The organism is Streptomyces sp. MCA2, assembly GCF_023544705.1.
Lineage (GTDB): Bacteria > Actinomycetota > Actinomycetes > Streptomycetales > Streptomycetaceae > Streptomyces > Streptomyces decoyicus.
Genome location: NZ_JAMJFM010000042.1, coordinates 48,955 through 71,200 on the forward strand (window position 1 = coordinate 48,955; position 22,246 = coordinate 71,200).

The 22,246-nt window shown below is 71.7% G+C and carries 20 protein-coding genes; 7 read left to right on the forward strand and 13 right to left on the reverse strand.

The genetic code is table 11. From position 1 onward, the window contains the following. Positions 1-42: 42 nt before the first annotated feature. Entirely contained in the window at positions 43-1,821 is a 1,779-nt protein-coding gene (gene leuA / locus M8I34_RS29190; protein ID WP_250054310.1) for a 2-isopropylmalate synthase, read from the reverse strand. 325 nt (positions 1,822-2,146) lie between these two features. On the opposite strand from leuA, the gene M8I34_RS29195 reads away from it, so the two are divergent. The 4 genes from M8I34_RS29195 (at position 2,147) to M8I34_RS29210 (ending at position 6,356) form a co-directional block, all read left to right on the forward strand. Beyond that, complete coding sequence (locus M8I34_RS29195) at positions 2,147-3,235, forward strand: M4 family metallopeptidase (protein ID WP_250054312.1); 1,089 nt, start codon at positions 2,147-2,149, stop codon at positions 3,233-3,235. 112 nt (positions 3,236-3,347) lie between these two features. Continuing rightward, complete coding sequence (locus tag M8I34_RS29200) at positions 3,348-3,614, forward strand: protealysin inhibitor emfourin (RefSeq protein ID WP_250054314.1); 267 nt, start codon at positions 3,348-3,350, stop codon at positions 3,612-3,614. Positions 3,615-3,732: 118 nt separating this feature from the next. Then, entirely contained in the window at positions 3,733-5,109 is a 1,377-nt protein-coding gene (locus M8I34_RS29205; protein WP_250054316.1) for a GH1 family beta-glucosidase, read from the forward strand. Beyond that, a complete protein-coding gene (locus M8I34_RS29210; protein ID WP_250054318.1) occupies positions 5,106-6,356 on the forward strand; it encodes an MFS transporter in 1,251 nt (416 codons plus the stop codon). The genes M8I34_RS29205 and M8I34_RS29210 overlap by 4 nt, the downstream gene beginning before the upstream one ends. A 72-nt stretch (positions 6,357-6,428) precedes the next feature. Here the strand turns inward: M8I34_RS29210 and era are convergent, their stop codons facing one another. The 3 genes from era to M8I34_RS29225 form a co-directional block, all read right to left on the reverse strand. After that, on the reverse strand, positions 6,429-7,376 hold the full coding sequence (gene era / locus M8I34_RS29215; protein WP_374211007.1) for a GTPase Era: 948 nt from the start codon (positions 7,374-7,376) through the stop codon (positions 6,429-6,431). 239 nt (positions 7,377-7,615) lie between these two features. Continuing rightward, positions 7,616-7,981, reverse strand: a complete 366-nt coding sequence (locus M8I34_RS29220; protein WP_250054322.1) for a cytidine deaminase — start codon at positions 7,979-7,981, stop codon at positions 7,616-7,618. 92 nt (positions 7,982-8,073) lie between these two features. Continuing rightward, positions 8,074-9,000, reverse strand: coding sequence for a helix-turn-helix transcriptional regulator (locus tag M8I34_RS29225; RefSeq protein WP_250054323.1), 927 nt, complete (start codon positions 8,998-9,000; stop codon positions 8,074-8,076). 90 nt (positions 9,001-9,090) lie between these two features. On the opposite strand from M8I34_RS29225, the gene M8I34_RS29230 reads away from it, so the two are divergent. Further along, entirely contained in the window at positions 9,091-10,629 is a 1,539-nt protein-coding gene (locus M8I34_RS29230; protein ID WP_374211008.1) for an MFS transporter, read from the forward strand. A gap of 260 nt (positions 10,630-10,889) precedes the next feature. Here M8I34_RS29230 and M8I34_RS29235 read toward each other — a convergent pair whose 3' ends face one another. From M8I34_RS29235 to M8I34_RS29250, 4 genes are all read right to left on the reverse strand, one after another. Continuing rightward, positions 10,890-12,233, reverse strand: a complete 1,344-nt coding sequence (locus M8I34_RS29235) for a hemolysin family protein (RefSeq protein WP_030984502.1) — start codon at positions 12,231-12,233, stop codon at positions 10,890-10,892. An 11-nt stretch (positions 12,234-12,244) separates the two neighbouring features. Then, positions 12,245-12,742 (reverse strand): rRNA maturation RNase YbeY, encoded by a 498-nt coding sequence (gene ybeY, locus M8I34_RS29240; RefSeq protein ID WP_244414851.1) that lies wholly within the window; start codon positions 12,740-12,742, stop codon positions 12,245-12,247. A gap of 66 nt (positions 12,743-12,808) precedes the next feature. Further along, the gene (locus M8I34_RS29245; RefSeq protein ID WP_030984499.1) at positions 12,809-13,813 is read right to left on the reverse strand and encodes a PhoH family protein; all 1,005 of its coding nucleotides are present in this window, start codon (positions 13,811-13,813) and stop codon (positions 12,809-12,811) included. A 176-nt stretch (positions 13,814-13,989) separates the two neighbouring features. Continuing rightward, positions 13,990-15,135 carry a carbohydrate kinase family protein gene (locus tag M8I34_RS29250; protein ID WP_244414850.1) on the reverse strand — a complete coding sequence of 382 codons (1,146 nt, stop codon included), beginning with the start codon at positions 15,133-15,135 and terminating at the stop codon, positions 13,990-13,992. A gap of 66 nt (positions 15,136-15,201) precedes the next feature. Between M8I34_RS29250 and M8I34_RS29255 the strand changes: the two genes are divergently transcribed. Continuing rightward, positions 15,202-16,542: a 6-phospho-beta-glucosidase gene (locus tag M8I34_RS29255; RefSeq protein ID WP_250054325.1), complete on the forward strand. Its 1,341-nt coding sequence runs from the start codon at positions 15,202-15,204 to the stop codon at positions 16,540-16,542. A 133-nt stretch (positions 16,543-16,675) separates the two neighbouring features. Here M8I34_RS29255 and M8I34_RS29260 read toward each other — a convergent pair whose 3' ends face one another. From M8I34_RS29260 to M8I34_RS29275, 4 genes are all read right to left on the reverse strand, one after another. Then, positions 16,676-17,305: an MBL fold metallo-hydrolase gene (locus M8I34_RS29260; RefSeq protein WP_250054327.1), complete on the reverse strand. Its 630-nt coding sequence runs from the start codon at positions 17,303-17,305 to the stop codon at positions 16,676-16,678. Beyond that, a complete protein-coding gene (locus M8I34_RS29265; protein ID WP_250054329.1) occupies positions 17,305-18,390 on the reverse strand; it encodes an S-(hydroxymethyl)mycothiol dehydrogenase in 1,086 nt (361 codons plus the stop codon). Before M8I34_RS29265 ends, M8I34_RS29260 begins: the two co-directional genes overlap by 1 nt. 64 nt (positions 18,391-18,454) lie before the next feature. Beyond that, the gene (locus tag M8I34_RS29270; protein ID WP_250054331.1) at positions 18,455-18,886 is read right to left on the reverse strand and encodes a hypothetical protein; all 432 of its coding nucleotides are present in this window, start codon (positions 18,884-18,886) and stop codon (positions 18,455-18,457) included. Continuing rightward, on the reverse strand, positions 18,883-20,190 hold the full coding sequence (locus M8I34_RS29275; RefSeq protein WP_250054333.1) for a glucarate dehydratase family protein: 1,308 nt from the start codon (positions 20,188-20,190) through the stop codon (positions 18,883-18,885). The genes M8I34_RS29270 and M8I34_RS29275 overlap by 4 nt, the downstream gene beginning before the upstream one ends. Positions 20,191-20,396: 206 nt before the next feature. Here M8I34_RS29275 and M8I34_RS29280 point away from each other — a divergent pair, with 206 nt between their 5' ends. Next, positions 20,397-21,221 carry an HAD family acid phosphatase gene (locus M8I34_RS29280; protein WP_250054335.1) on the forward strand — a complete coding sequence of 275 codons (825 nt, stop codon included), beginning with the start codon at positions 20,397-20,399 and terminating at the stop codon, positions 21,219-21,221. Positions 21,222-21,340: 119 nt separating this feature from the next. On the opposite strand, the gene M8I34_RS29285 is transcribed toward M8I34_RS29280, so the two are convergent. Beyond that, positions 21,341-22,246 (reverse strand): ribonuclease Z, encoded by a 906-nt coding sequence (locus tag M8I34_RS29285; RefSeq protein ID WP_250054338.1) that lies wholly within the window; start codon positions 22,244-22,246, stop codon positions 21,341-21,343.

A 22,246-nucleotide genomic window follows, 5' to 3' on the forward strand; every position in this document is an offset into this window, starting at 1 on the left:
CTCGTGCGAGCTGCGGGGGCGCGACGGGAGGCGTCTGCCGGGTCAGCGACCCGCGCGGTTGACGGCGGAGACGACGGCCTTCAGCGAGGCGCGCGTGGTGTTGGCGTCGATGCCGATGCCCCACAGCACCTTGTCGCCGATCGCGCACTCGATGTACGAGGCGGCCAGTGCGGAGGCGCCCTCGCTCATGGTGTGCTCCTGGTAGTCCAGCAGCCGCGCGTCGACGCCGATGCCCTGGAGCGCGTGGAAGAACGCGGAGATCGGGCCGTTGCCGGTGCCGACCAGGACCGTCTCCGCACCGTCCACCTCGGCCTCGACGGTGAGGGTGTCGATGCCGTCCTTGTCGGTGGTGGTCTGGCCGTTCCTGACCTGGATGCGGCCCCACGGGTTCTCGGGGTTGGGCAGGTACTCGTCCTGGAAGGCCGACCAGATGGCGGTGGGCGTGATCTCGCCGCCCTCGGCGTCGGTCTTCTCCTGGATGATCCGGGAGAACTCGATCTGCATCCGGCGCGGCAGGTCCAGCTTGTGGTCGTTCTTCAGGACGTAGGCGATACCGCCCTTGCCGGACTGCGAGTTGACGCGGATGACGGCCTCGTAGGAGCGGCCGACGTCCTTGGGGTCGATGGGCAGGTAGGGGACCGCCCACTCGATGTCGTCCACGGTCTTGCCGGCGGCGGTGGCCTCGGCCTCCATGGCGTCGAAGCCCTTCTTGATGGCGTCCTGGTGGGAGCCGGAGAAGGCGGTGTAGACCAGATCGCCCGCGTAGGGGTGGCGCGGGTGGATCTCCATCTGGTTGCAGTACTCGCTCGTGCGACGGATCTCGTCGATCTGCGAGAAGTCGATCTGCGGGTCGACGCCCTGGGAGAAGAGGTTCATGCCCAGCGTCACCAGGTCGACATTGCCGGTGCGCTCGCCCTGCCCGAACAGGCAGCCCTCGATACGGTCGGCGCCCGCCATGATCGCCAGCTCGGCGGCGGCGACGGCGGTGCCCCGGTCGTTGTGCGGGTGTACGGACAGGCATACGTGCTCGCGCCGGGTCAGGTGGCGCGACATCCACTCGAAGCGGTCCGCGTGCGTGGACGGCGTGGAGCGCTCGACGGTGGCGGGCAGGTTCAGGATGATCTCGCGGCCCTCCTCGGGCTGCCAGACGTCACACACCGCCTCACAGACCTCCAGCGCGAAGTCCAGCTCGGTGTCGGTGAAGATCTCCGGGCTGTACTGGTAGCCGAAGATCGTCTCGTCGCCGAGGATCTTGTCGGCGTACTCCATGACCAGCCGGGTGCCGTCCACGGCGATCTGCTTGACCTGCTCCTTCGAGCCGCGGAAGACGACCCGGCGGAAGGTGGGCGCGGTGGCGTTGTACAGGTGGACCGTGGCGCGGTGGGCGCCGCGCAGCGACTCGACGGTGCGCTCGATCAGCTCCTCGCGGGCCTGCGTCAGGACGGAGATCGTCACGTCCTCGGGGATCGCGCCCTCTTCGATGATCGAGCGGACGAACGCGAAGTCCGTCTCACCGGAGGACGGGAAACCGACCTCGATCTCCTTGTAGCCCATGCGCACCAGCAGATCGAACATCTCGCGCTTGCGGGCCGGCGACATCGGGTCGATCAGCGCCTGGTTGCCGTCCCGCAGGTCGGTCGACAGCCAGCGGGGCGCGACGGTGATGCGGTTGTCGGGCCACGTCCGGTCGGGGATGTCGACGGCTTCGTAGCGGCCGTACCGGTGGACGGGCATCCCGGAGGGCTTCTGGAGCTGCGTCGCGTTGGTGACCGGGGTGGGCCGGCCGACGGCACGGTCTGCGGGGGTCGACGGAATCGTCATGGTGCGTGGGGCTCCTCGTGTGTCCGCTGGGGGTCCCCCTGCTCCGGGGAGTCAGGGAGAGGCCGACGGGGCGAAAGATCGCAACACCGAACTCCGCGGGGAGGGGGTCGGCCTACGACTACAGGCCCTCGCCGCGGCAGCTAAGGAGAAGCAGCCCGAAACGCATGATGCACAGCACCTTAGCCGAGGTACGCCCTGTATGGCGGTCGCGTATCAGTATGCGGGACCGGACGCATGTTGTTACCCAAATGCGACCAACCACACTTTTTCGGGAATTTCGGCCGCAGGCAGTGACAGTTGAGTTACACAGTGCCACCGTTTGTCCATGGACCTCAACGACGCACCGTCAGATCCCGCCACCCGCCACACCCCCGTGTTCTGCACGATCATCCCGCCGCACATCCTCGACAACCTCGCCCAGTCCGACGACCCGGAACGGCACGAGCCCGCCCGCCGCACCCTGGAGCACGACCACGTACGGCGCGTCCAGCGGCGTGAGATCGCCGCCGCCGGCGGCCTCACCCCCGGCGAGCCCGGCGCCGCCCCCGACAAGCCCAACCGCACCATCTACGACGCCCGCCACCGGGAGGACCTGCCCGGCCACAAGGTGCGCACGGAGTCGGACGGCCCCGTCAAGGACACCTCCGTCAACCGCGCCCACGCCGGCCTCGGCGCCACCTTCGAGCTCTACCTCAAGGTCTACGGCCGCAAGTCCATCGACGGCGCCGGCCTGCCGCTCAACGCGACCGTCCACTATGGCCGGAAGTACGACAACGCCTTCTGGGACGGCGAGCGGATGGTCTTCGGCGACGGGGACAACGACCTCTTCAAGGACTTCACCATCCCCGTCGACGTCATCGGCCACGAGCTGACCCACGGCGTCACGCAGTACACCGCCAACCTCACCTACGAGGGCCAGCCCGGCGCCCTCAACGAGTCCGTCTCCGACGTCTTCGGCGTGCTGATCAAGCAGTACGCCCTCGGGCACACCGCCGACCAGGCCGACTGGCTGATCGGCGCCGACCTCCTGGGCCCGAACGTCACCGGCAAGGCGCTGCGCTCGATGAAGGCCCCCGGCACCGCCTACGACGACGATGTCCTCGGCAAGGACCCGCAGCCCGCCACGATGAAGGGCTACGTCCGCACGACCGACGACAACGGCGGCGTCCACATCAACTCCGGTATCCCCAACCACGCCTTCTACCTGGCCGCCACCGCCCTCGGCGGCAAGGCCTGGGAGCGGGCGGGACAGGTCTGGTACGACGTCCTGACCGGCGGCAAGCTCACCGCGAACGCCCAGTTCGCCGACTTCGCCGCGCTCACCATCAAGGCCGCCCAGGCCCGCTTCGGCGCCGGCGCCGAACACGAGGCGATGGTCAAGGCCTGGACGCAGGTCGGGGTGACTCCGAAGTAGCGGCGCCATGAGGTCCGCGGGGCGGGCGCTGCCGGCAGGCGCGCCCGCCCCGCGCACGGTTAGCGTGGCCGTACGGGGTAGAAGTCCGTCGGAGACGTCGGAGGAGTCCGTTATGCGCATTCACATTCACCGCACCGGTGGCTTTGCGGGCGTCGACCGCCGCGCCGAGGTCGACACCTCGGGCCGCCCTGACGCCGAAGACTGGCAGTCCCTGGCCAAGGACGCCGTCGCCACCGCCCGTACCGAGCCCCCCGTCGGAGTGCCGGACGGCTTCAGCTACCAGATCACGGTCGACGGCCGGACGGTGTACTGCTCCGATCCGCGGCTCACGGACGACCAGCGGACACTGATCACCAAGGTCATGAAGGAAGGGTCGTAGCGGCCGGGGCGCCCTCGCGCGCCCCACCGCCCGTCGGACCCGGGACCCCGGCCTGCCCCAACTGCCCGCCGGTGCCCGCCTCTTGACACTGTTACCGGCGGTCACAAAGATCCGGCCCATGACAACGGTGCCGGTCTCCCCCCTGTCCCTGCCCCGCTTCCCCCGCGACTTCCTGTGGGGGGTGTCCACCTCCGCCGCCCAGATCGAGGGGGCGGTGGCGGAAGACGGGCGGGGACGGTCCGTGTGGGATGTCTTCGCGGCGGAAGCCGGGCGGATCAAGGACGGGTCGGACGCCCGGGTGGCGACCGACCACTACCACCGCTACCGCGAGGACGTGGCGCTGCTCAGGGAGCTCGGGGCCGGGGCGTACCGCTTCTCGGTGGCCTGGCCGCGGGTGGTGCCGGACGGGGAAGGGCCGGTCAACGAGGCCGGGCTGGACTTCTACGACCGGCTGGTGGACGCCTTGCTGGCGGCGGGGATCGCGCCCGTGCCGACGCTGTTCCACTGGGATACGCCGCAGGCGCTGGAGGAGCGCGGCGGCTGGCTCGTACGGGAGACCGCCGAGCGCTTCGCGGCGTATGCGGACGTGGTGGCGGGGCGGCTCGGGGACCGGGTGGAGCACTGGATCACGCTCAACGAGCCCGCCGAGGTGACCTTGCTGGGTTACGGGCTGGGGCAGCACGCCCCGGGGCGGCAGCTTCTGTTCGAGGCGCTGCCGGCGGCGCACCACCAGCTGCTGGGCCACGGGCTGGCCGTGCAGGCGCTGCGGGCCCGTGGGGCGACGGGCATCGGGATCGCCAACTCGCACGGCCCGACGTGGAGCGCGAGTGCGTCGGAGGCCGACACCGAGGCGGCCGCTCTCTACGACCTGCTGCTCAACCGGCTGTTCGCGGAGCCGGTGCTGCTGGGGCGCTATCCGGACGAGGAGCTGGCGGCGCTGCTGCCGGGGCCGGTCGCCGAGGACCTGAAGGTCATCTCGCAGCCGCTGGACCGGTACGGGATCAACTACTACCAGCCGACGCTGGTGGGTGCCCCCGGGGCGGACGGTGCCGCGGCGGCCGACTTCGGCGGGATCCGGCTGCCGCCCGAACTCCCCTTCGCGCCGCGGGAGATCGGGGGATATCCGCGGACCGACTTCGGCTGGCCGGTGGTGCCTCAGGCGCTGACCGAGCTGCTGGTGACGTTCCGGGAACGCTACGGGGACCGGCTGCCGCCCGTCGTGATCACCGAGAACGGCTGCTCGTACGAGGGGATCGAGGACGGGGAGCGGATCGCGTTCCTGGACGGGCACCTGCGGGCGCTGCATGCGGCGATGGCGTCCGGGGTCGATGTCCGCGGGTACTTCGTGTGGTCGTTGACGGACAACTTCGAGTGGGCGGAGGGGTACGCCCGGCGGTTCGGTCTGGTGCATGTCGACTACGCGACCTTGGAGCGGACGCCCAAGGCCTCGTACCACTGGCTGCGCGAGGTGCTGCGGGAGCAGGCGCGGGGATGAGCGGGGCGGCGGCTCCGGAAGCGCTGGCGGAGCCGTCGGAGCAGGTCGGGCGGGGCTGGACCGCCGCGCTGTCGGTGGCCAACGGGGCGATCTGGGCCGGGTGGTACGGGCCGTTGCAGATCCTGCTCGCCCTCCAGGCCGCGGAGCTTGCGCCGCCGGGGACACCGAAGGAGTCGGTGCTGGCGTGGGTGACGGGGATGGGGGCCGTCGTCTCGATGGTGTCCGGCCCGCTGTTCGGGGCGCTGTCGGACCGTACGGCCTCGCGGTTCGGGCGGCGTACGCCGTGGATCGTCGCGGGGGTCGCGGGCGGGGCCGGCGCGCTCGTGCTGCTGGCCGGGGCGGACACGGTGCCGGTGATGGCGCTGGGGTGGTGTCTGGTGCAGCTCACCCTCAACGCGGCGTTCGCGGCGCTCACGGCGGCGGTGCCCGACCGGGTGCCGCACCGGCAGCGCGGGGCGGTGGGCGGCTGGCTGGGGGCCGCGCAGATCCTGGGCGTGCTGGCCGGTACGGGCCTGGCGACGGCCGCCGGCGGAGTGGCCGCGGGCTATGTTGCCTGCGCCGGTTTCGCGGTGCTGGGCACCCTGCCGTATGTGCTGCTGCACCGGGATCCGGTGCTGCCGGCCGGGCGGCGCCCGGCGCTGAGCGTACGGGCCCTGGTCGCCGGGTTCTGGATCAGCCCGCGCCGCCATCCCGACCTGGGGTGGGCCTGGCTGACCCGGTTCCTGATCAATCTCGGCAACGCGCTGGCCCTGCTGTATTTGCTGTACTACCTGCGGGATGTGCTGCACCGGCCCGACCCGGGCGGCGGGGTGCTGGTGCTGACCGCCGTCAACGGCGTGACGCTGCTGGGCACGGTCGTCGTCGGGGGCTTCTGGTCGGACCGGGTCGGGCGGCGGCAGCCGTTCGTGCTGTGGTCCGGGGTGATCATGACGGTGGCGACCGGGCTGCTGGCCGGATGGCAGACCTGGGCGGGGGCCCTGTGTGCCGCGGCGCTGCTCGGGGTGGGGTTCGGCGTCTTCACCTCCGTCGACTTCGCGCTGATGACGGATGTGCTGCCGGCCGCCGCCCACCGCGGCAAGGACCTGGGCGTCATCAACATCGCCAACTCGCTGCCGCAGGTGGCCGCCCCCGCGCTGGCCGCGCCGCTCGTGCACCACCTCGGCGGCTACCGGACGCTGTATGCCGTCGCGGCCGCGGTGGGGCTGGTGGGGGCGCTGCTGGTGCGCCGGATCCGGGGCGTTCCGTAGGGGGTGTCTCCCCCTAGGGGGCGTCTCCCTGGGACACGCACCGGCCGGCCGGGCCGGGAGCCGGGGCCGGGCTCAGAAGCCCAGCTTGCGCAGCTGCTTCGGGTCGCGCTGCCAGTCCTTGGCGACCTTGACGTGCAGATCCAGGAAGACCGGCGTGCCGAGCAGTGCCTCGATGTGCTTGCGGGACTTGGTGCCGACCTCCTTCAGGCGCTTGCCCTTGGGGCCGATGATGATCCCCTTCTGGCTGGGGCGCTCGATGTAGACATTCGCGTGGATGTCCAGGAGGGGCTTGTCGGCCGGGCGGTCCTCGCGCGGGAGCATCTCCTCGACGACCACCGCGATGGAGTGCGGCAGTTCGTCGCGGACGCCCTCCAGCGCGGCCTCGCGGATCAGCTCGCCGACCATGACCTGCTCGGGCTCGTCGGTGAGATCACCCTCGGGGTAGAGCGGCGGGCTCTCCGGGAGCATCGGCACGAGGAGGTCGGCGAGCAGCGACACCTGGGTGTCCCCGACCGCCGAGACCGGGATGATCTCGGCCCACTCGATGCCCAGCTCCTGGCCGAGCTGGTCGATGGCGATCAGCTGGGCGGCCAGCGCCTTGGAGTCGACCAGGTCGGTCTTAGTGATGATGGCGACCTTGGGGGTCTTCTTGATGCCGGCCAACTCGGTCGCGATGTAGCGGTCGCCGGGGCCGAGCTTCTGGTCGGCGGGCAGACAGAAGCCGATGACGTCCACCTCGGACCAGGTGGTCCGCACGACGTCGTTCAGCCGCTCACCGAGCAGGGTGCGCGGCTTGTGCAGGCCCGGGGTGTCGACGAGGACCAGCTGCGCCTCGGGGCGGTGCACGATGCCGCGGACCGTGTGGCGGGTGGTCTGGGGGCGGTTGGAGGTGATCGCCACCTTCGTGCCGACGAGAGCGTTCGTGAGGGTGGACTTGCCCGCGTTGGGGCGCCCCACGAAGCAGGCGAAGCCGGCGCGGTGCGCTGCGGAGGACTCTGTACGAACGCTCATGGGGCCCATTCTCCCCGATCCCGGGCCCGGCTCCGACCACCCGCACCCCGGAGCGCCCGGCCCGGTGGTCCGGCCCGGTGGTCCGGCCCGGTGGTCCGGCCCGGGGCCGGAGCCAGGGGGACGGAAGGGCAGGGGCCGGACGGTAGCGGCGGCCCGCCGCTACCGGTGGGCCGCCCCGTACGCCGTCGTACGGCTCCGGCACCCGGATTCTTACGGCTCCGGCGCCCGGCGTCGTACGGCTCCGGCGCTCAGCCCTGTGCGTCGCCCGCCGGGACGGTGCTGCGCAGGGTGCCGTCGAGGCCCGCGACCAGGACGGGCGTGGCAGGCCCGCCGAGGTCCCGTACGGCCGCGCGGTCCGCGTCGGCGGCGCGCTCGGCGTCGGTGACCACGGCCGCGGCCTCCAGGGACGTGGCCCCGCTGGCGACGGCCATCGCGACGGCCGTCTGAAGCGCGCTGAGCTTCAGCGACTCCAGGGCGACGGTGCCGGCGGCATACGTGCGGCCGGTCTCGTCGCGCACGGCGGCGCCCTCGGGCACGCCGTTACGGGCCCGCGCCGAGCGGGCGAGCGTGATGATCTTGCGGTCTTCCGGGTCCAGCGGTGCGGTCTCGCTCATACGGGCGAGCATATGCGGGGCGGCGGGGACGGCGGAAAGGGGTTCCGGTCCGGACGGGCAGCCGGCCGGACCTGCCGCCGCCCGGCGGGAGGTCAGCCCGCGACGGAGTACATCCCTCCGCCACGCTCGGCGTCGCCCACGCGCGGCGCCCCCCATCGGCGGCCCCCCGTCGAGGTGAGCCGCTCCAGCTTCGCCGCGGTGTCCGTGCCGGAGCGCGGGTTGTGCAGCACGATGTTGAGGTCGGGGCGGACCGGGATCCGCAGCTGGGTGGTCTCGAAGAGCAGGGCGCCGACGAGCGGGTGGTCCATCTCCTTGTGGATCGTGCCGCCGTCCTGGACATCGCCGCGGCCCCACAGCCCGGCGAATTCCGCACTGAGCGCGGAGGCCTCGCGCACGACCGCGTCGAAGCCCTCGTCGCCGGGCCGCGCCGAGCACGCGGCGCGGAACTGCGCCACGACCACGGGGGCGTTCCGCTCCCAGCTGGCGGCCCGCGCGCGGTAGACGGGGTCGGTGAAGAACGCGATCAGGCAGTTGCGCGAGACACCGGGGCGGCCGTGGCCCAGCACCAGCTGTGCCGCGTCGTTGTGGGCGACGGTGTTCCAGTACGGATCCATGATGTGCGCCGGGAACGGCATCCAGGCGTCGATCAGCCGCTTCAGGCCCTCGCACACGTCGGTGAGGCCCAGCTCCTCGGCGTCCTGCCGCTGCGGAGGGTTCAGCCCGGCCAGGACGTACAGATGCCGCCGCTCGGCGCCGTTGAGCCGCAGCACCCTGGCGACCGCGTCCAGCACCTGCGGCGAGACGGTGATGTCGCGGCCCTGCTCCAGCCACTGGTACCAGGAGGCACCGACCCCGGCGAGGACGGCGACCTCCTCGCGGCGCAGTCCCGGAGTGCGGCGGCGGCCGCCGTCGGGCAGTCCCGCCTCGGCCGGGGTGACCCGGGCGCGGCGGCTCATCAGGAAGTCGCGGAGTTCCTGTCGTCGGCGCGCGGTGTCCTGGCCGGCAATGTTCGAGGCCACGTTTCTCCCCCTGTCGGCGTGGCTGGTGGTGCGGACACCACGATAAGTTCCCGCTCCCCACGGCGTATTCCGCAACCGCAGGCTCTTTGCATGCCAGTAACCGAGACCTCACCGCCCACCGCCGCCCCGCCGGGTCCGGTTGCCCGGGCGGCCGCCCCCGTGGACGCCTCCCCGGCCCCGACCCCGGCCGCGGCCACCACCGCCTCCGCCGCCACCTCCCCCGACGCGCGGATGACCCCGCGGGCCAAGCTCGTCCTGCTGCTCCTGTGTGCGGCGCAGTTCATCATCGCGCTGGACTTCTCCATCCTGAATGTGGCGCTGCCCGTGCTCGGCAGGGATCTGGGCATGGGCCAGGCCGATCTCCAGTGGGCGGTCACCGCGTTCGCGCTGCCCTCCGGCGGTTTTCTGCTGCTGTCCGGCCGCATCGCCGATCTCTACGGGCGGCGCAAGCTGTTCCTCATCGGGTTCGCGCTGTTCGTCGCGGCCTCGGTACTGGCCGCGCTGGCCTGGTCCCCGGCGGCGTTCCTGGCCGGGCGGGCGCTCCAGGGGCTGGGCGCGGCGGTCATCGTGCCCACCGGAATGTCCCTGCTCACCACCACCTTCGCCGAGGGACCGCAGCGCGAACGCGCCCTGGGCATCAGCGGCACCGTGCTCTCGACGGGCTTCACCCTCGGCATGGTGCTGGGCGGGGTGATGACGGATGCGCTGGGCTGGCGCTCGACCATGGGCCTGCTGTCCGTGGCCGGGGTGGCCGTACTGGCCGCTGCGCCGGCGCTCCTGACCGAGTCCCGGCATCCGCGGCGGCCGCGGATGGATGTGCCCGGCGCGGTCACCGTCACCGGCGGGCTGCTGTCGCTGATCTACGCCCTGTCGACCGCCGCCGAGCGGGGCTTCGGCCACCCGGATGTCCTGGTGACGCTGCTCGCGGGGCTGGCGCTGCTGGCCGCGTTCGTGCGGGTGGAGTCGCGGGCCGAACAGCCGCTGGTGTCACTGCCGATGCTGCGCCGCCGGACCGTCGCCTGGGGGAATCTGGCGGGCCTGACGACCTTCGCGATGATGAGCACCGTCATCTTCCTGCTGACCCTCTACCTCCAGGAAGTGCTGCGGCTGTCCGCCTTCCGGACCGGGCTGCTCTTCGGTGTGCAGGGCGTGGTCTCGGCCGTCGCGGGCCTCGTCGCCCCGAAGGTCATCGGCCGGCTCGGCGCCCGCCGCACGCTGCTGACCGGGCTGCTGCTCCAGGCCGGTTTCACGGCCGCGCTGCTGGGGCTGGGCACCGGCACGGGGATGTGGCTGGCCCTCATCGGGGTGACCTTCGCCGGCCTCGGCCATCTGTGGGCGATCATCTCCTACGGCGTGACCGCCACCTCCGGCGTCCCGGATGCCGAACAGGGCCTGGCGACCGGTCTGGTCACCAGCTCACAGCAGGTGGGCATCACCCTCGGCATTCCGCTGCTGAGCGCGGTCGCCACGGCCCATGCCGCCGCGCTGCGGACGGCGGGCAGCGGCTTCGCCGAGGCCACGCTCGGTGGCATCAAACTGGGGCTGGGCCTGGACGCGGCGCTGGTCGCGGTGGTCGCGGTGCTGGTCACGGCCGGGCTGCGGACGCCTCGTGCGGCGCGCGGCGACTGAGGGAGAAGGTGGCTGCCCCGGACCCCCGCGCCGGGGCAGCCTGCGCGGCACGATTTCTGTCGCGATTTCTCTCACGCATGACGGTCGCGCTCGGCGACCGCCTGAAGATCTTTCCATGCGGCGCGCCACGGAATCCAGGGCCACTGGAAATGGCTTGCAGAACATTTCTGGTGCACTGGAGATAAGTAGCTTTGTGGGAGTGTGGTGGCGGGAAATATTCCCGCCACCACAAGGAATTACGCGGCGAATTCCACAATCGTTCAGCCGGCGGAGCGGCCGCCCGCCCAGGGCTCCTCGGACGCGCTCGCGCCCTCGGGCCGCACCGGCTCGCACAGCACCGTGATGATCTTGTTGCGGCGTCCTGCCGGTGACTCCGCGGTCAGCCGGAGCGCCTTCAGGCCCGGGTCGGAGGCGTCGTCGGAGAGGTCGACCTCGGCGGTGGCGCCGGCGATCGGGACCCGGCCGAGGAGCTTGGCGAGCAGGCCGCCGACCGTTTCGACGTCCTCGTCGTCCAGCTCGGCCAGCCCGTACAGCTCGCCGAGGTCACCGATGTCCAGCCGGGAGGTGACGCGATAGCGGCCGTCGCCGAGCTCCTCGACGGGCGGCAGTTCACGGTCGTATTCATCGGTGATCTCGCCGACGATCTCTTCCAGGATGTCCTCGATGGTGACAATTCCGGCGGTGCCGCCGTATTCATCGATGACCACCGCGACATGATTTCGGTCCTGCTGCATTTCGCGCAGCAGATCACCGGCATTCTTGGTGTCGGGGACGAAGACGGCGGGGCGCATGGCCGTGGAGACCAGCTCGTTCTCGGCGTCGCGGCTGATGTGGACCTTGCGGGCGAGGTCCTTGAGGTAGACCACGCCGACGACGTCGTCCTCGTTCTCGCCGGTCACCGGGATACGGGAGAAGCCGGAGCGCAGGGCGAGGGTCAGCGCCTGGCGGATCGTCTTGAAGCGCTCGACGGCGACCAGGTCCGTCCGCGGCACCATCACCTCACGGACGAGGGTGTCGCCGAGCTGGAAGACGGAGTGCACCATCCGGCGCTCCTCGTCCTCGATCAGCGACTCCTTCTCCGCGAGGTCGACCAGCGAGCGCAGCTCGGCCTCGGAGGCGAACGGCCCCTTGCGGAAGCCCTTGCCGGGCGTGAGGGCGTTGCCGAGGAGGATCAGCAGCTGCGGGATCGGGCCCATGATGCGGGCCAGCGGCAGCAGCACATAGGCGGCGGCGGTGGCGGTGTTCAGCGGGTGCTGGCGGCCGATGGTCCGCGGCGAGACGCCGACGGCGACATAGGAGACCAGCACCATCACGGCGGTGGCGACGGTCAGCGCCTGCCACGTCTTGTCGAAGGAGCGCAGACAGGCGTAGGTGACCAGGACACCGGCGGCCATCTCACAGCCGACCCGCACCAGCAGCGCGACATTGAGATAGCGGGTGGGATCGGCGGCGACGGCGGCGAGCTTGGCGCTGCCGCGGCGGCCGGAGCGGACGGCTTCCTCGGCCCGGAAGCTGGTCGTACGGGCCAGGCCGGCCTCCGCGCAGGCGGCGAGCCAGGCGATCACGACGAGCAGGACCGCGACCGCGATCAGCTGGGTGGTCATCGGCTGTCCCGTCAGGTCACGGTGGGGGCCGGCGAGGGGCCGGTCAGGCCCTGCTCGGTCCGCCAGCCGTCGATGATCGCCGCCTGAAGGCCGAACATCTCGGCCTTCTCGTCGGGCTCCTCGTGGTCGTAGCCGAGGAGGTGGAGCACGCCGTGGACGGTGAGCAGCTGGAGCTCCTCGTCCATGCTGTGCCCGGTCGGAGCGTCCTCGCCCTGCTTCTTGGCGACCTCCGGGCACAGCACGATGTCACCGAGGAGCCCCTGCGGGGGCTCCTCGTCGTCCTTGGCCGGCGGACGCAGCTCGTCCATCGGGAAGGACATGACATCGGTCGGCCCCGGCAGGTCCATCCACTGGATGTGCAGCTGCTCCATGGCCTCGGCGTCCACGACGATCACGGACAGCTCGGAGAGCGGGTGGATACGCATCCGGGCGACGGCGTAGCGGGCGACATCCAGGATGGCCTGCTCGTCGACGGCCGTGCCGGACTCGTTGTTGACGTCGATGGACATGGGGGAGTTGCGTCTCACTTCTGTTTGCCGGGCGCGGGCCGGCCGGTGGTCCCGGCCGGCCGGGGCTCACTTGCCGTTGCGGCTGTCGTACTTCTCGTAGGCATCGACGATACGGCCGACCAGCTTGTGGCGGACCACGTCCTGGCTGGTGAGCAGGGAGAAATGCACATCGTCGACGCCGTCCAGGATGTCCCGGACCTGGCGCAGACCGCTCTTCGTGCCGCCGGGCAGGTCCACCTGGGTGACATCGCCGGTGATGACGATCTTCGATTCGAACCCGAGACGGGTGAGGAACATCTTCATCTGCTCGGGATTGGTGTTCTGCGCCTCGTCGAGAATGATGAACGCGTCATTGAGCGTCCGGCCGCGCATATACGCCAGCGGGGCGACCTCGATCGTGCCCGCCGCCATCAGGCGCGGGATGGAGTCGGGGTCGAGCATGTCGTGGAGCGCGTCGTAGAGCGGGCGCAGATACGGGTCGATCTTCTCGTAGAGGGTGCCGGGCAGGAAGCCCAGCCGCTCGCCGGCCTCGACCGCGGGGCGGGTCAGGATGATGCGGTTGACCTGCTTGGCCTGGAGCGCCTGCACGGCCTTGGCCATCGCGAGGTAGGTCTTGCCGGTGCCGGCCGGGCCGATGCCGAAGACGACCGTGTGCTCGTCGATGGCGTCGACATAGCGCTTCTGGTTGAGCGTCTTGGGCCGGATCGTGCGGCCGCGGTTGGACAGGATGTTCTGGGTGAGCACCTCGGCGGGCGTCTCACTGACCGCTCCCTCGCCGTCCTCCGCCGCGCGCAGCATGGCGATGGAGCGTTCCACTGCGTCCTCCGTCATCGGTTGTCCGGTGCGGAGCACCAGCATCATCTCGTCGAAGAGGCGCTGGACGAGGGCGACCTCCCCGGCGTCGCCGACAGCGCTGACTTCATTGCCCCGGACATGGATGTCGGTCGCCGGGAAGGCTTTTTCGATCACGCGCAGAAGGGAGTCTCCGGATCCCAGGACCGTGACCATCGGGTGTTTGGCCGGGACGGTGAACTGGGCGCGCGCCTGCGGTTGCGTGGGTGTCTGAGTCATGGGGCGGCTCGGTGGCCTGCTCAACCCCCATCCTTTGCTCGTAAGAGGTGCCTGCCTGCACTCGACCTGCACTCGGCTCCTTGGGATACCAGAGTACGACGGGGCACCGACAAGCCCGAGGGCTTTTCCTGCCGGAGCGGGGCGGCCGGGCGCACCCCGCCCGGCGCCGGGGCCGCTCAGGCCGGGCGGCGGAAGCCGATCGTCGGGACGGCGCGGGCCAGCGGGGCGGGCCGGTAGGCGGCGGGCAGCACCTCGTCCAGGAAGGCGTACTGGCGGCGCAGCGCGCCCGGCGCGCCCGCCTCGCAGGCGCGCACCTGCTGCCACCAGCCGGCGATCTCGGCCCACCCCGGCGCGGACAGAGAACCGCCGAATTCCTGCACGGACAGCGCGGCGCTCAGCCCCGCGAAGGCGAGCCGTTCGGCGAGCGGCCAGTCGGCGAGCGTGCCGGTGACGAATCCGGCGACGAAGACGTCCCCGGCGCCCGTGGGGTCCAGCGCCTCCACGGCGATGGCGGGCACCTCGGCGCTCTCGCCGGTCCGCCCGTCCACCGCGTAGGCGCCCTCCGCACCCAGCGTGACCACCGCGAGCGGCACCCGGTCGGCGAGCTTGCGGGCGGCGGCGCGCGGGCAGTCCGTACGGGTGTAGCGCATCGCCTCCTCCGCGTTGGGCAAAAACGCCTCGCAGTGTTCGAGGTCGGCCAGATCGGCCGGGTCCCAGCGGCCGCTGTCGTCCCAGCCCACGTCCGCGAAGATGCGGCTGCCGCGGCCGGCCGCGCAGCCCAGCCAGGGTTCCCGCCGGCCCGGTACCAGCGAGGCGATGCAGGCGCGGGAGGGCGGCGGGCAGCCCGGGGCGTGCTTGCCGTCGAAGGCGAAGTCGGGCGGCGGGGCCTCGTGGCCGTGCGAGACCATCGTGCGCTCGCCCTCGTACGCCATGGAGACGGTGACCGGGGAGTGCCAGCCGGGGACGGTGCGGGACAGTGCCAGGTCGATGCCCTCGCCCTGTTCGAGCGCCTCCCAGCAGTACTCGCCGTAGTGGTCGTCGCCGAAAGCGGCGGCGAGGGAGGTGCGCAGGCCGAGCCGGGCCAGCGCGGTGGCCATGTTGGCGACTCCGCCGGGGCTGGAGCCCATGCCGCGGGCCCAGGACTCGGTGCCGCGGACCGGTGCGGAGTCCAGGCCGGTGAAGATGATGTCCAGGAAGACCGTGCCGGTGAGATAGACGTCGGTGGGCGGATCGCCGGCGGCGCGCACCCCTGCCAGCGGATCGAGGGCCGGTGGCACCGCTGCCGGGCCCGCGGGCGGAAGGTCATCGCGTCGGCTGCTCACCGTGCTCGCTCCTCTCGTATCGGCACGTGCCGCCAGTGTGCCTGATGCTGCGGTACGTTCCGCCCCATGAGGCTGACGATTCTCGGCGGGGGCGGCTTCCGGGTGCCGCTGGTCTACCGCGCACTGCTGGACGACCCGGCACACTCCGTCTCCGAGGTGGTGCTGCACGACACCGATGCACGCCGGGTGGCGGTGATCGCCGATGTGCTGACGCGGCTGGCGCAGGGGCATCCGGCGCCGGTGCCCGTACGGGTCGCGGACGGGCTGGACGACGCGCTGGCCGGCGCCGGCTTCGTCTTCTCGGCGATCCGGGTGGGCGGTACGGCGGGCCGGATACGCGACGAACGGATCCCGCTGTCCGAGGGCGTGCTCGGCCAGGAGACGGTCGGCGCGGGCGGTGTCCTGTACGGGCTGCGGACGATCCCGGTGGCGCTGCACATCGCCGAGCGGGTCGCGGCGCTCGCCCCCGGCGCCTGGGTCATCAACTTCACCAACCCCGCGGGCATGGTCACCGAGGCGATGTCCCAGGTGCTCGGCGACCGTGTCATCGGGATCTGCGATTCGCCGGTCGGGCTGGTGCGCCGGGCGGCACGGGCGGCCGGCGCGGACCCGGCCGCGCTCGGGGACCCGGACCGGACCGGCTACGACTACGTGGGGCTCAACCACCTCGGCTGGCTGCGGTCGTTGACGCTGGACGGCACCGAGCTGCTGCCGGGCCTGCTCGCCGACGACGCCGCGCTGGGCTCCTTCGAGGAGGGCCGGCTCTTCGGCGCCGACTGGCTGCGGACCCTGGGCGCGCTCCCCAACGAGTATCTGCACTACTACTACTTCCGCCGCGAGACCCTCGGCTCCGTACGGGACACCCGGGAGACCCGCGGCGAATTCCTCGACCAGCAGCAGGGCGGCTTCTTCGAGCGGGCCGCGGCGGCCGGCGGCCCGGACCGGGCGTACGAGCTGTGGGAGCGCACCCGGCTGGAGCGCGAGGAGACCTATATGGCGCACAGCAGAGAGGCCAGTGGCGGCTGGCAGCGCGACAGCCACGATCTGGAGGGCGGCGGCTACGACCGGGTGGCGCTGGCGTTGATGCACGCCATCCTGGGCGACAGCGGCACCCGGCTGATCCTCAATGTGCGCAACGGGACGACGGTGCCGCAGCTGGCGCCGGACGCGATCGTGGAGACGGTGTGCGAGGTGACCGCCCAGGGCGCCCGGCCGCTGCCCTGCGCGCCGCTGCGGGAGGACCAGTTGGGCCTGATGCTCCAGGTCAAGGCGGTGGAGCGGGCGACCGTGGAGGCCGCGACGTTCAAGGACCGCGGCGCCGCACTACGGGCGCTGGCGCTGCATCCGCTGGTGGACTCCCCCGCGGTGGCCGCCCGCATCCTGGAACGGGCGGCCACGGAGGCGTGAGGGCGCCGAGGCGTGAGGCCGCGGAATACCCTCCGCCCCCCGCCGCGTTGTGGCCCGCAGGGGGCGCGCGCAACCCCTACGGGATCTGTGCGCCCCTGCCCTAGTGGCCCCACCCCTCACACTGCCCCGCCCCTCAGTGGCCCCGCTTGAGCCACTCCTCCAGATGCGGGGCCTCGGCGCCGATCGTCGTCGGGTCGCCGTGTCCGGTGCGCACCTGCGTCGTGGGCGGCAGGGTCAGCAGCCGGTCCCGGATCGAGGCCACGATCGTCGGGAAGTCCGAGAAGGACCGCCCGGTGGCTCCGGGGCCGCCCTGGAAGAGGGTGTCGCCGGTGAAGACGGTGCCCAGCTCGGGCGCGTGGAGGCAGACCGCGCCGGGCGCATGGCCCGGGGTGTGCAGCACGGTCAGGTCCGTACCGGCGATGGTCAGCACCTGGCCGTCCGCCAGCTCCGCGTCCGGCGCGGTGTCCGGGTAGGTCATCTTCCACAACGGCAGGTCGGCGGGGTGCAGATGGATCCGGGCGCCGGTGCGGGAGGCCAGCGCCGGGGCCGCGTCGATGTGGTCGTTGTGCCCATGGGTGCAGACGATCGCGCGCAGCGTCCGGCCGCCGAGGGCTTCGAGGATGGCGTCGGCGTCATGGGCGGCGTCGATGACGATCGCCTCGTCGTCGTCGCCGACGATCCAGACGTTGTTGTCGACGTCCCAGGTGCCGCCGTCGAGGGAGAAGGTTCCGGAGGTGACCAGGTGGTCGATTCGGGCCGTCATCAGAGCGTCACCACCGAACGCAGGACATCTCCCGACTCCATCCGCGCGAAGGCCTGCTCGACGTCCTCGATGCCGATCGTCTCGGTGACGAACGCCCCCAGGTCGATCCGGCCCTGAAGGTGCAGATCGACCAGCATCGGGAAGTCGCGGGAGGGCAGACAGTCGCCGTACCAGGAGGATTTGAGGGCACCGCCGCGGCCGAAGACATCCAGGAGGGGGAGTTCCAGGGTCATGTCCGGGGTGGGGACGCCGACCAGGACGACGGTCCCGGCCAGGTCGCGGGCGTAGAAGGCCTGCCGGTAGGTCTCGGGGCGGCCGACCGCGTCGATGACGACATCCGCGCCGAAGCCGCCGGTCAGCTCGCGGACCGCTTCGACGGGGTCGGCGGAGCGCGAGTTGACCGTATGGGTGGCGCCCATGGAGCGGGCGGTCTCCAGTTTCCGGTCGTCGATGTCCACCGCGATGATCGTGACCGCACCGGCCAGCCGCGCGCCCACCACGGCCGCGTTGCCGACGCCCCCGCAGCCGATGACCGCGACCGAGTCGCCCCGCCCGACGCCGCCGGTGTTGATCGCGGCGCCGATGCCCGCCATCACCCCGCAGCCCAGCAGCCCGGCCGCCTCGGGCGCCATCCGGGGGTCGACCTTGGTGCACTGTCCTGCGGCGACCAGCGTCTTGTCGGCGAAGGCGCCGATGCCCAGCGCCGGGCTCAGCTCCGTGCCGTCCTTCAGCGTCATCTTCTGGCGGGCATTGTGGGTGTCGAAGCAGTACTGGGGGCGGCCGCGCAGACACGCACGGCACTGGCCGCACACCGCACGCCAGTTGAGGACGACGAAGTCCCCCGGCGCCACGTCGGTGACCCCGTCGCCGACCGACTCCACGACACCGGCCGCCTCGTGCCCGAGCAGGAACGGGAAGTCGTCGTTGATGCCGCCCTGCTTGTAGTGCAGATCGGTGTGGCACACCCCGCACGCCTGGATCTTCACCACGGCCTCGCCGGGACCCGGATCCGGCACCAGGATGGTCTCCAGCCGGACCGGTTCGTTCTTCCCCGGCGCAATCACGCCGCGCACTTCCTGTGCCATCGGGACAGCCCCTCTCACAGATCACCTACGGGACCACTGTGGCGCACCGCCACCGATCCGTGCCTCACCGTACGCGTGCCGGGCCACCACGCACAGGACCACGGCCGGGTCCGTGATCTTTGGCCGATGGCCGCCGGCCGCGCGCCCGCTCCTGGTGCCCGCCACCGCGGACCGGCGCGACGCCGACCGCCGCCAGGACGCCCACCACCGACAACCCGATCAGCCCGCCGCGGGTCGGGCCGGTGGCGTCCTGGCGGATCCCGAAGGCCGTCGGCAAGACGAACCCGCCGAGGTTTCCCAGGGAGTTGACGAGCACGACGGCGGGCGCCGCGATCCGGGCGTCCACATAGCTCTGCGGAATCGTCGGCGGTACGGGCCGCCTGCGGGCCCCGGGGCTGCCGGAGGCGGGTGGTCCGGGGCGGTGCTCACCTGCGACTCCGTCGTCGTCGGCCGCCCGGGGGCGGCCGGGGAGCAGGGGCGGGCCCCCGGGGGTCACCAGCGGGGAAGGGCGGGGGTGACCCAGGCCGGGTCGGCGCGCCGCATCGCCGCGGCGTCATCGCGGTCGCGCAGGCCGCCGTCGTCGTCCAGCCAGCGGCGGTGCAGTACGGCGAGCCGGTCGCGGTCGAGCGTGACGCCGAGGCCGGGGGCGTCGCCGACGTCCAGCCGGCCGTCGCGGAAGGTGAGCCGCTCGGTGAGGACGTCCTCGGTCTGCCAGGGGTAGTGGCTGTCGCAGGCGTGATCGAGGTGCGGGACGGTGGCCGCGACCTGGGTCATCGCGGCGAGGCTGATGCCCAGGTGGGTGTTGGAGTGCATGGACAGGCCGACGCCGAAGGTGCGGCAGACCGCGGCGAGTTCACGGGTGGCGCGCAGCCCGCCCCAGTAGTGGTGGTCGCTGAGCACGACCTGGACGGCGCCGCGGGTGAACGCCCCGGCGATCTCGTCGAAGGTCGTCACGCACATGTTCGTGGCGAGCGGGAGCGGGGTGCCGGCCGCGACCTCCGCCATCCGGGCGGCGCCGCTCGTCGGGTCCTCCAGGTACTCCAGGACGTCGCCCAGCTCGGACGCCACCTCCAGCGACGTGCGTACGCTCCAGGCGCCGTTGGGGTCGATCCGCAGTGGCTGCCCGGGGAAGGCGGCGGCCAGCGCCCGGATGGCGGCGACCTCCTGCGCGGGTGCGAAGACCCCGCCCTTGAGTTTGAAGGACGTGAAGCCGTAGGTGTCGGCGAACCGGCGGGCCTGGGCGACGACACCGGCCGGGTCGAGCGCCGCGCCCCAGTCGTCGCGCTCCCCGCGGCCGCCGGGGTGCTCCTCCCAGCGGTAGAAGAGGTAGGCGCTGAACTCCACGCGGTCGCGGACCTTGCCGCCGAGCAGGGCGTGCACGGGCAGTCCGGCGGACCGGCCCCAGGCGTCCAGGCAGGCGACCTCGAAGCCGGAGAGGACGGACAGCCGCAGCTTGTCGGCGGTCTGGACGCCGCGCAGCCCGCCGACGTCCACGGCCTCGGCGCCGGTCGCGGCCGGTGAATCACCGCACACCTCGGCGGCGAGCGCAGGCAGAGCGTTCAGGTCCGTGACCGACCGGCCGATCAGCGCACTGGCCAACGGCTGGGCCAGCTCCAGGTACTTGGTGTCCCCGTAGGTCTCGCCGAGGCCGGTGACGCCGCCCTCGGTGATCAGCTCGATGATCAGCCGGGGGGTGTACGGCTGGTGTACGCCCTGCGTGTTCAGCAGCGGCGGATCGGCCACCAGGATCGGGGTGAGCCGGACTTCGGTGATCGTGAGGCGGTTCTTGGCATCCGTCATCCGGCAGGCTCCTACGCGATCGAGGGCTGTTTTCATATGTAGATGGTGTCTACAGATGGATGTGGAGGTTAGGGATCTCGCCTCGCGACCGTCAAGAGCCCGCACCGCACGAGCCTTTGCCAAGGGTTGAATCTTCGCGCGTAGATACCGAATTGAGGCTCTGTTAGACCTACGGAGTCCCCTGATGACTCCCGGAGGAGCCGCGCATGCCCCGCCCCACCCGTTTCCGCCCCGCCCTCTCCCGAAGGGCCCGCCTCGGCGCCACCACGGTCGCCGCCCTCGTCGCCGGCACCGCGGTCTTCGGCGTCGGCCAGGCCACCGCCGAACACTCCGTGCCGCGCACCGACAAGGAGATCCCCAACCTCACGCAGGTACAGGACAAGATCAAGGCGTACTACGGCGACACGGTGACGGCGGACGGCGAGCACTACGCCTCCCCGCACAGCAACTACGCACGGCAGGTCCGCGGCATCGAGGCCAAGGCCCGCACGTACCTGTCCAAGGCCCTCGCGCGGCACGACCGGGCGGGCAAGCAGTCCGAGCCGGTCAAGCCGGCCATCGTCCTCGACATGGACGACACCACCCTGCTCACCTACAACTACGAGCTCCAGGTGGGTTTCCACTACACCGAGGAGAGCCAGGACAAGTACCTGGAGCACACCGACATGGACCCGGTGTTCGGCATGAACCGGCTCGTCAACTGGGCGCACGCCAAGGGTGCCGAGGTGTTCTTCCTGACCGGCCGCAAGGAGGCGCAGCGCGACTGGAGCGTCCGCAACCTCAAGAACGTCGGCTACGGGGTCCCCCTGGACCGCCGGCACGTCTACCTGAAGAACAAGGAGAACCCCCCGGCCTACTTGCCCTGCGGCGCCACCTGCACGACGGTCGAGTACAAGTCGGGCACCCGCAAGCACATCGAGTCCCTCGGCTACGACGTCGTCGCCAACTTCGGGGACCAGTACAGCGACCTGAGCGGCGGCGCCGGCGACCGGACGTTCAAGCTGCCGAACCCGATGTACTACCTGCCGTAGGACGGCCTTCCGGCCCGTCCGCCTTGCGGGCGGACGGGCCGCGCCGTTGTGGTCGCCACCGTTGCGGACGGGCCGCGCCGTTGCGGGCGCCACCGTTGCCGCCAGCGCCCCCGTTGCCCTCAGCGCCGCTTGGGCAGGGGCACCCGCGACAGGTCCTGGGCGATGGTCAGTTCGCCGGTGTAGCCCGCCGAGCGGGCCTGCCGCTCGAACTCCGCGGGGTCGGCGTAGCGCTGCGAGAAGTGCGTCAGCACGAGATGCCGCACACCGGCCCGCCGGGCCACCTCCGCGGCCTGCCCGGCCGTCAAGTGGCCGTGATCGAGCGCCAGTTGGACATCCTCGTCCAGGAACGTCGACTCGATGACCAGCATGTCCACCCCCTCCGCCAGAGCATGGACGCCGTCGCACAGCCGGGTGTCCATGACGAAGGCGAACCGCTGGCCGGGGCGTCGCTCGCTCACCTCGTCGAGGGTGACGCCGTTGAGCTCGCCGAGCCGCTGGATCCGCCCGACGTCCGGCCCGGCGATGCCGTGCGCCGCCAGTCGCTCCGGCAGCATCCGGCGGGCGTCCGGCTCCACGAGGCGGTAGCCGTACGACTCGACGGGGTGCGAGAGCCGCCGCGCCTCCAGGACGTACGACTTCGAGCGGTCCAGCTCACCGTCGGCGGCGACCGGCCGCTCGATCAGCTGGACCGTCTCGCGGTAGGCGGTGGCATACCGCAGCCGGTCGAAGAAGTGCTGTCCACTGGCGGGATAGTGGGCGGTGACGGGATGCGGCACCCGGTCGAGGTTGATCCGCTGGATCACCCCGGCCAGGCCCAGCGAGTGGTCACCGTGGAAGTGGGTGACACAGATCCGGTTCAGGTCATGGGCGGCGACCCCGGCGCGCAGCATCTGCCGCTGCGTTCCCTCGCCGGGGTCGAAGAGCATCCCCTCGCCGTCCCACCGCAGCAGATAGCCGTTGTGGTTGCGGTGCCGGGTGGGTACCTGGCTCGCGGTGCCGAGGACCACCAGTTCGCGTACGGACAA

Coding starts and splice junctions, on each gene's coding strand:
- leuA (WP_250054310.1), bottom strand. CDS start 1,821: ATGACGATTCCGTCGACCCCCGCAGACCGTGCCGTCGGCCGGCCCACC.
- M8I34_RS29195 (WP_250054312.1), top strand. CDS start 2,147: ATGGACCTCAACGACGCACCGTCAGATCCCGCCACCCGCCACACCCCC.
- M8I34_RS29200 (WP_250054314.1), top strand. CDS start 3,348: ATGCGCATTCACATTCACCGCACCGGTGGCTTTGCGGGCGTCGACCGC.
- M8I34_RS29205 (WP_250054316.1), top strand. CDS start 3,733: ATGACAACGGTGCCGGTCTCCCCCCTGTCCCTGCCCCGCTTCCCCCGC.
- M8I34_RS29210 (WP_250054318.1), top strand. CDS start 5,106: ATGAGCGGGGCGGCGGCTCCGGAAGCGCTGGCGGAGCCGTCGGAGCAG.
- era (WP_374211007.1), bottom strand. CDS start 7,376: ATGGGCCCCATGAGCGTTCGTACAGAGTCCTCCGCAGCGCACCGCGCC.
- M8I34_RS29220 (WP_250054322.1), bottom strand. CDS start 7,981: ATGAGCGAGACCGCACCGCTGGACCCGGAAGACCGCAAGATCATCACG.
- M8I34_RS29230 (WP_374211008.1), top strand. CDS start 9,091: ATGCCAGTAACCGAGACCTCACCGCCCACCGCCGCCCCGCCGGGTCCG.
- M8I34_RS29235 (WP_030984502.1), bottom strand. CDS start 12,233: ATGACCACCCAGCTGATCGCGGTCGCGGTCCTGCTCGTCGTGATCGCC.
- ybeY (WP_244414851.1), bottom strand. CDS start 12,742: ATGTCCATCGACGTCAACAACGAGTCCGGCACGGCCGTCGACGAGCAG.
- M8I34_RS29245 (WP_030984499.1), bottom strand. CDS start 13,813: ATGACTCAGACACCCACGCAACCGCAGGCGCGCGCCCAGTTCACCGTC.
- M8I34_RS29255 (WP_250054325.1), top strand. CDS start 15,202: ATGAGGCTGACGATTCTCGGCGGGGGCGGCTTCCGGGTGCCGCTGGTC.
- M8I34_RS29260 (WP_250054327.1), bottom strand. CDS start 17,305: ATGACGGCCCGAATCGACCACCTGGTCACCTCCGGAACCTTCTCCCTC.
- M8I34_RS29265 (WP_250054329.1), bottom strand. CDS start 18,390: ATGGCACAGGAAGTGCGCGGCGTGATTGCGCCGGGGAAGAACGAACCG.
- M8I34_RS29275 (WP_250054333.1), bottom strand. CDS start 20,190: ATGACGGATGCCAAGAACCGCCTCACGATCACCGAAGTCCGGCTCACC.
- M8I34_RS29280 (WP_250054335.1), top strand. CDS start 20,397: ATGCCCCGCCCCACCCGTTTCCGCCCCGCCCTCTCCCGAAGGGCCCGC.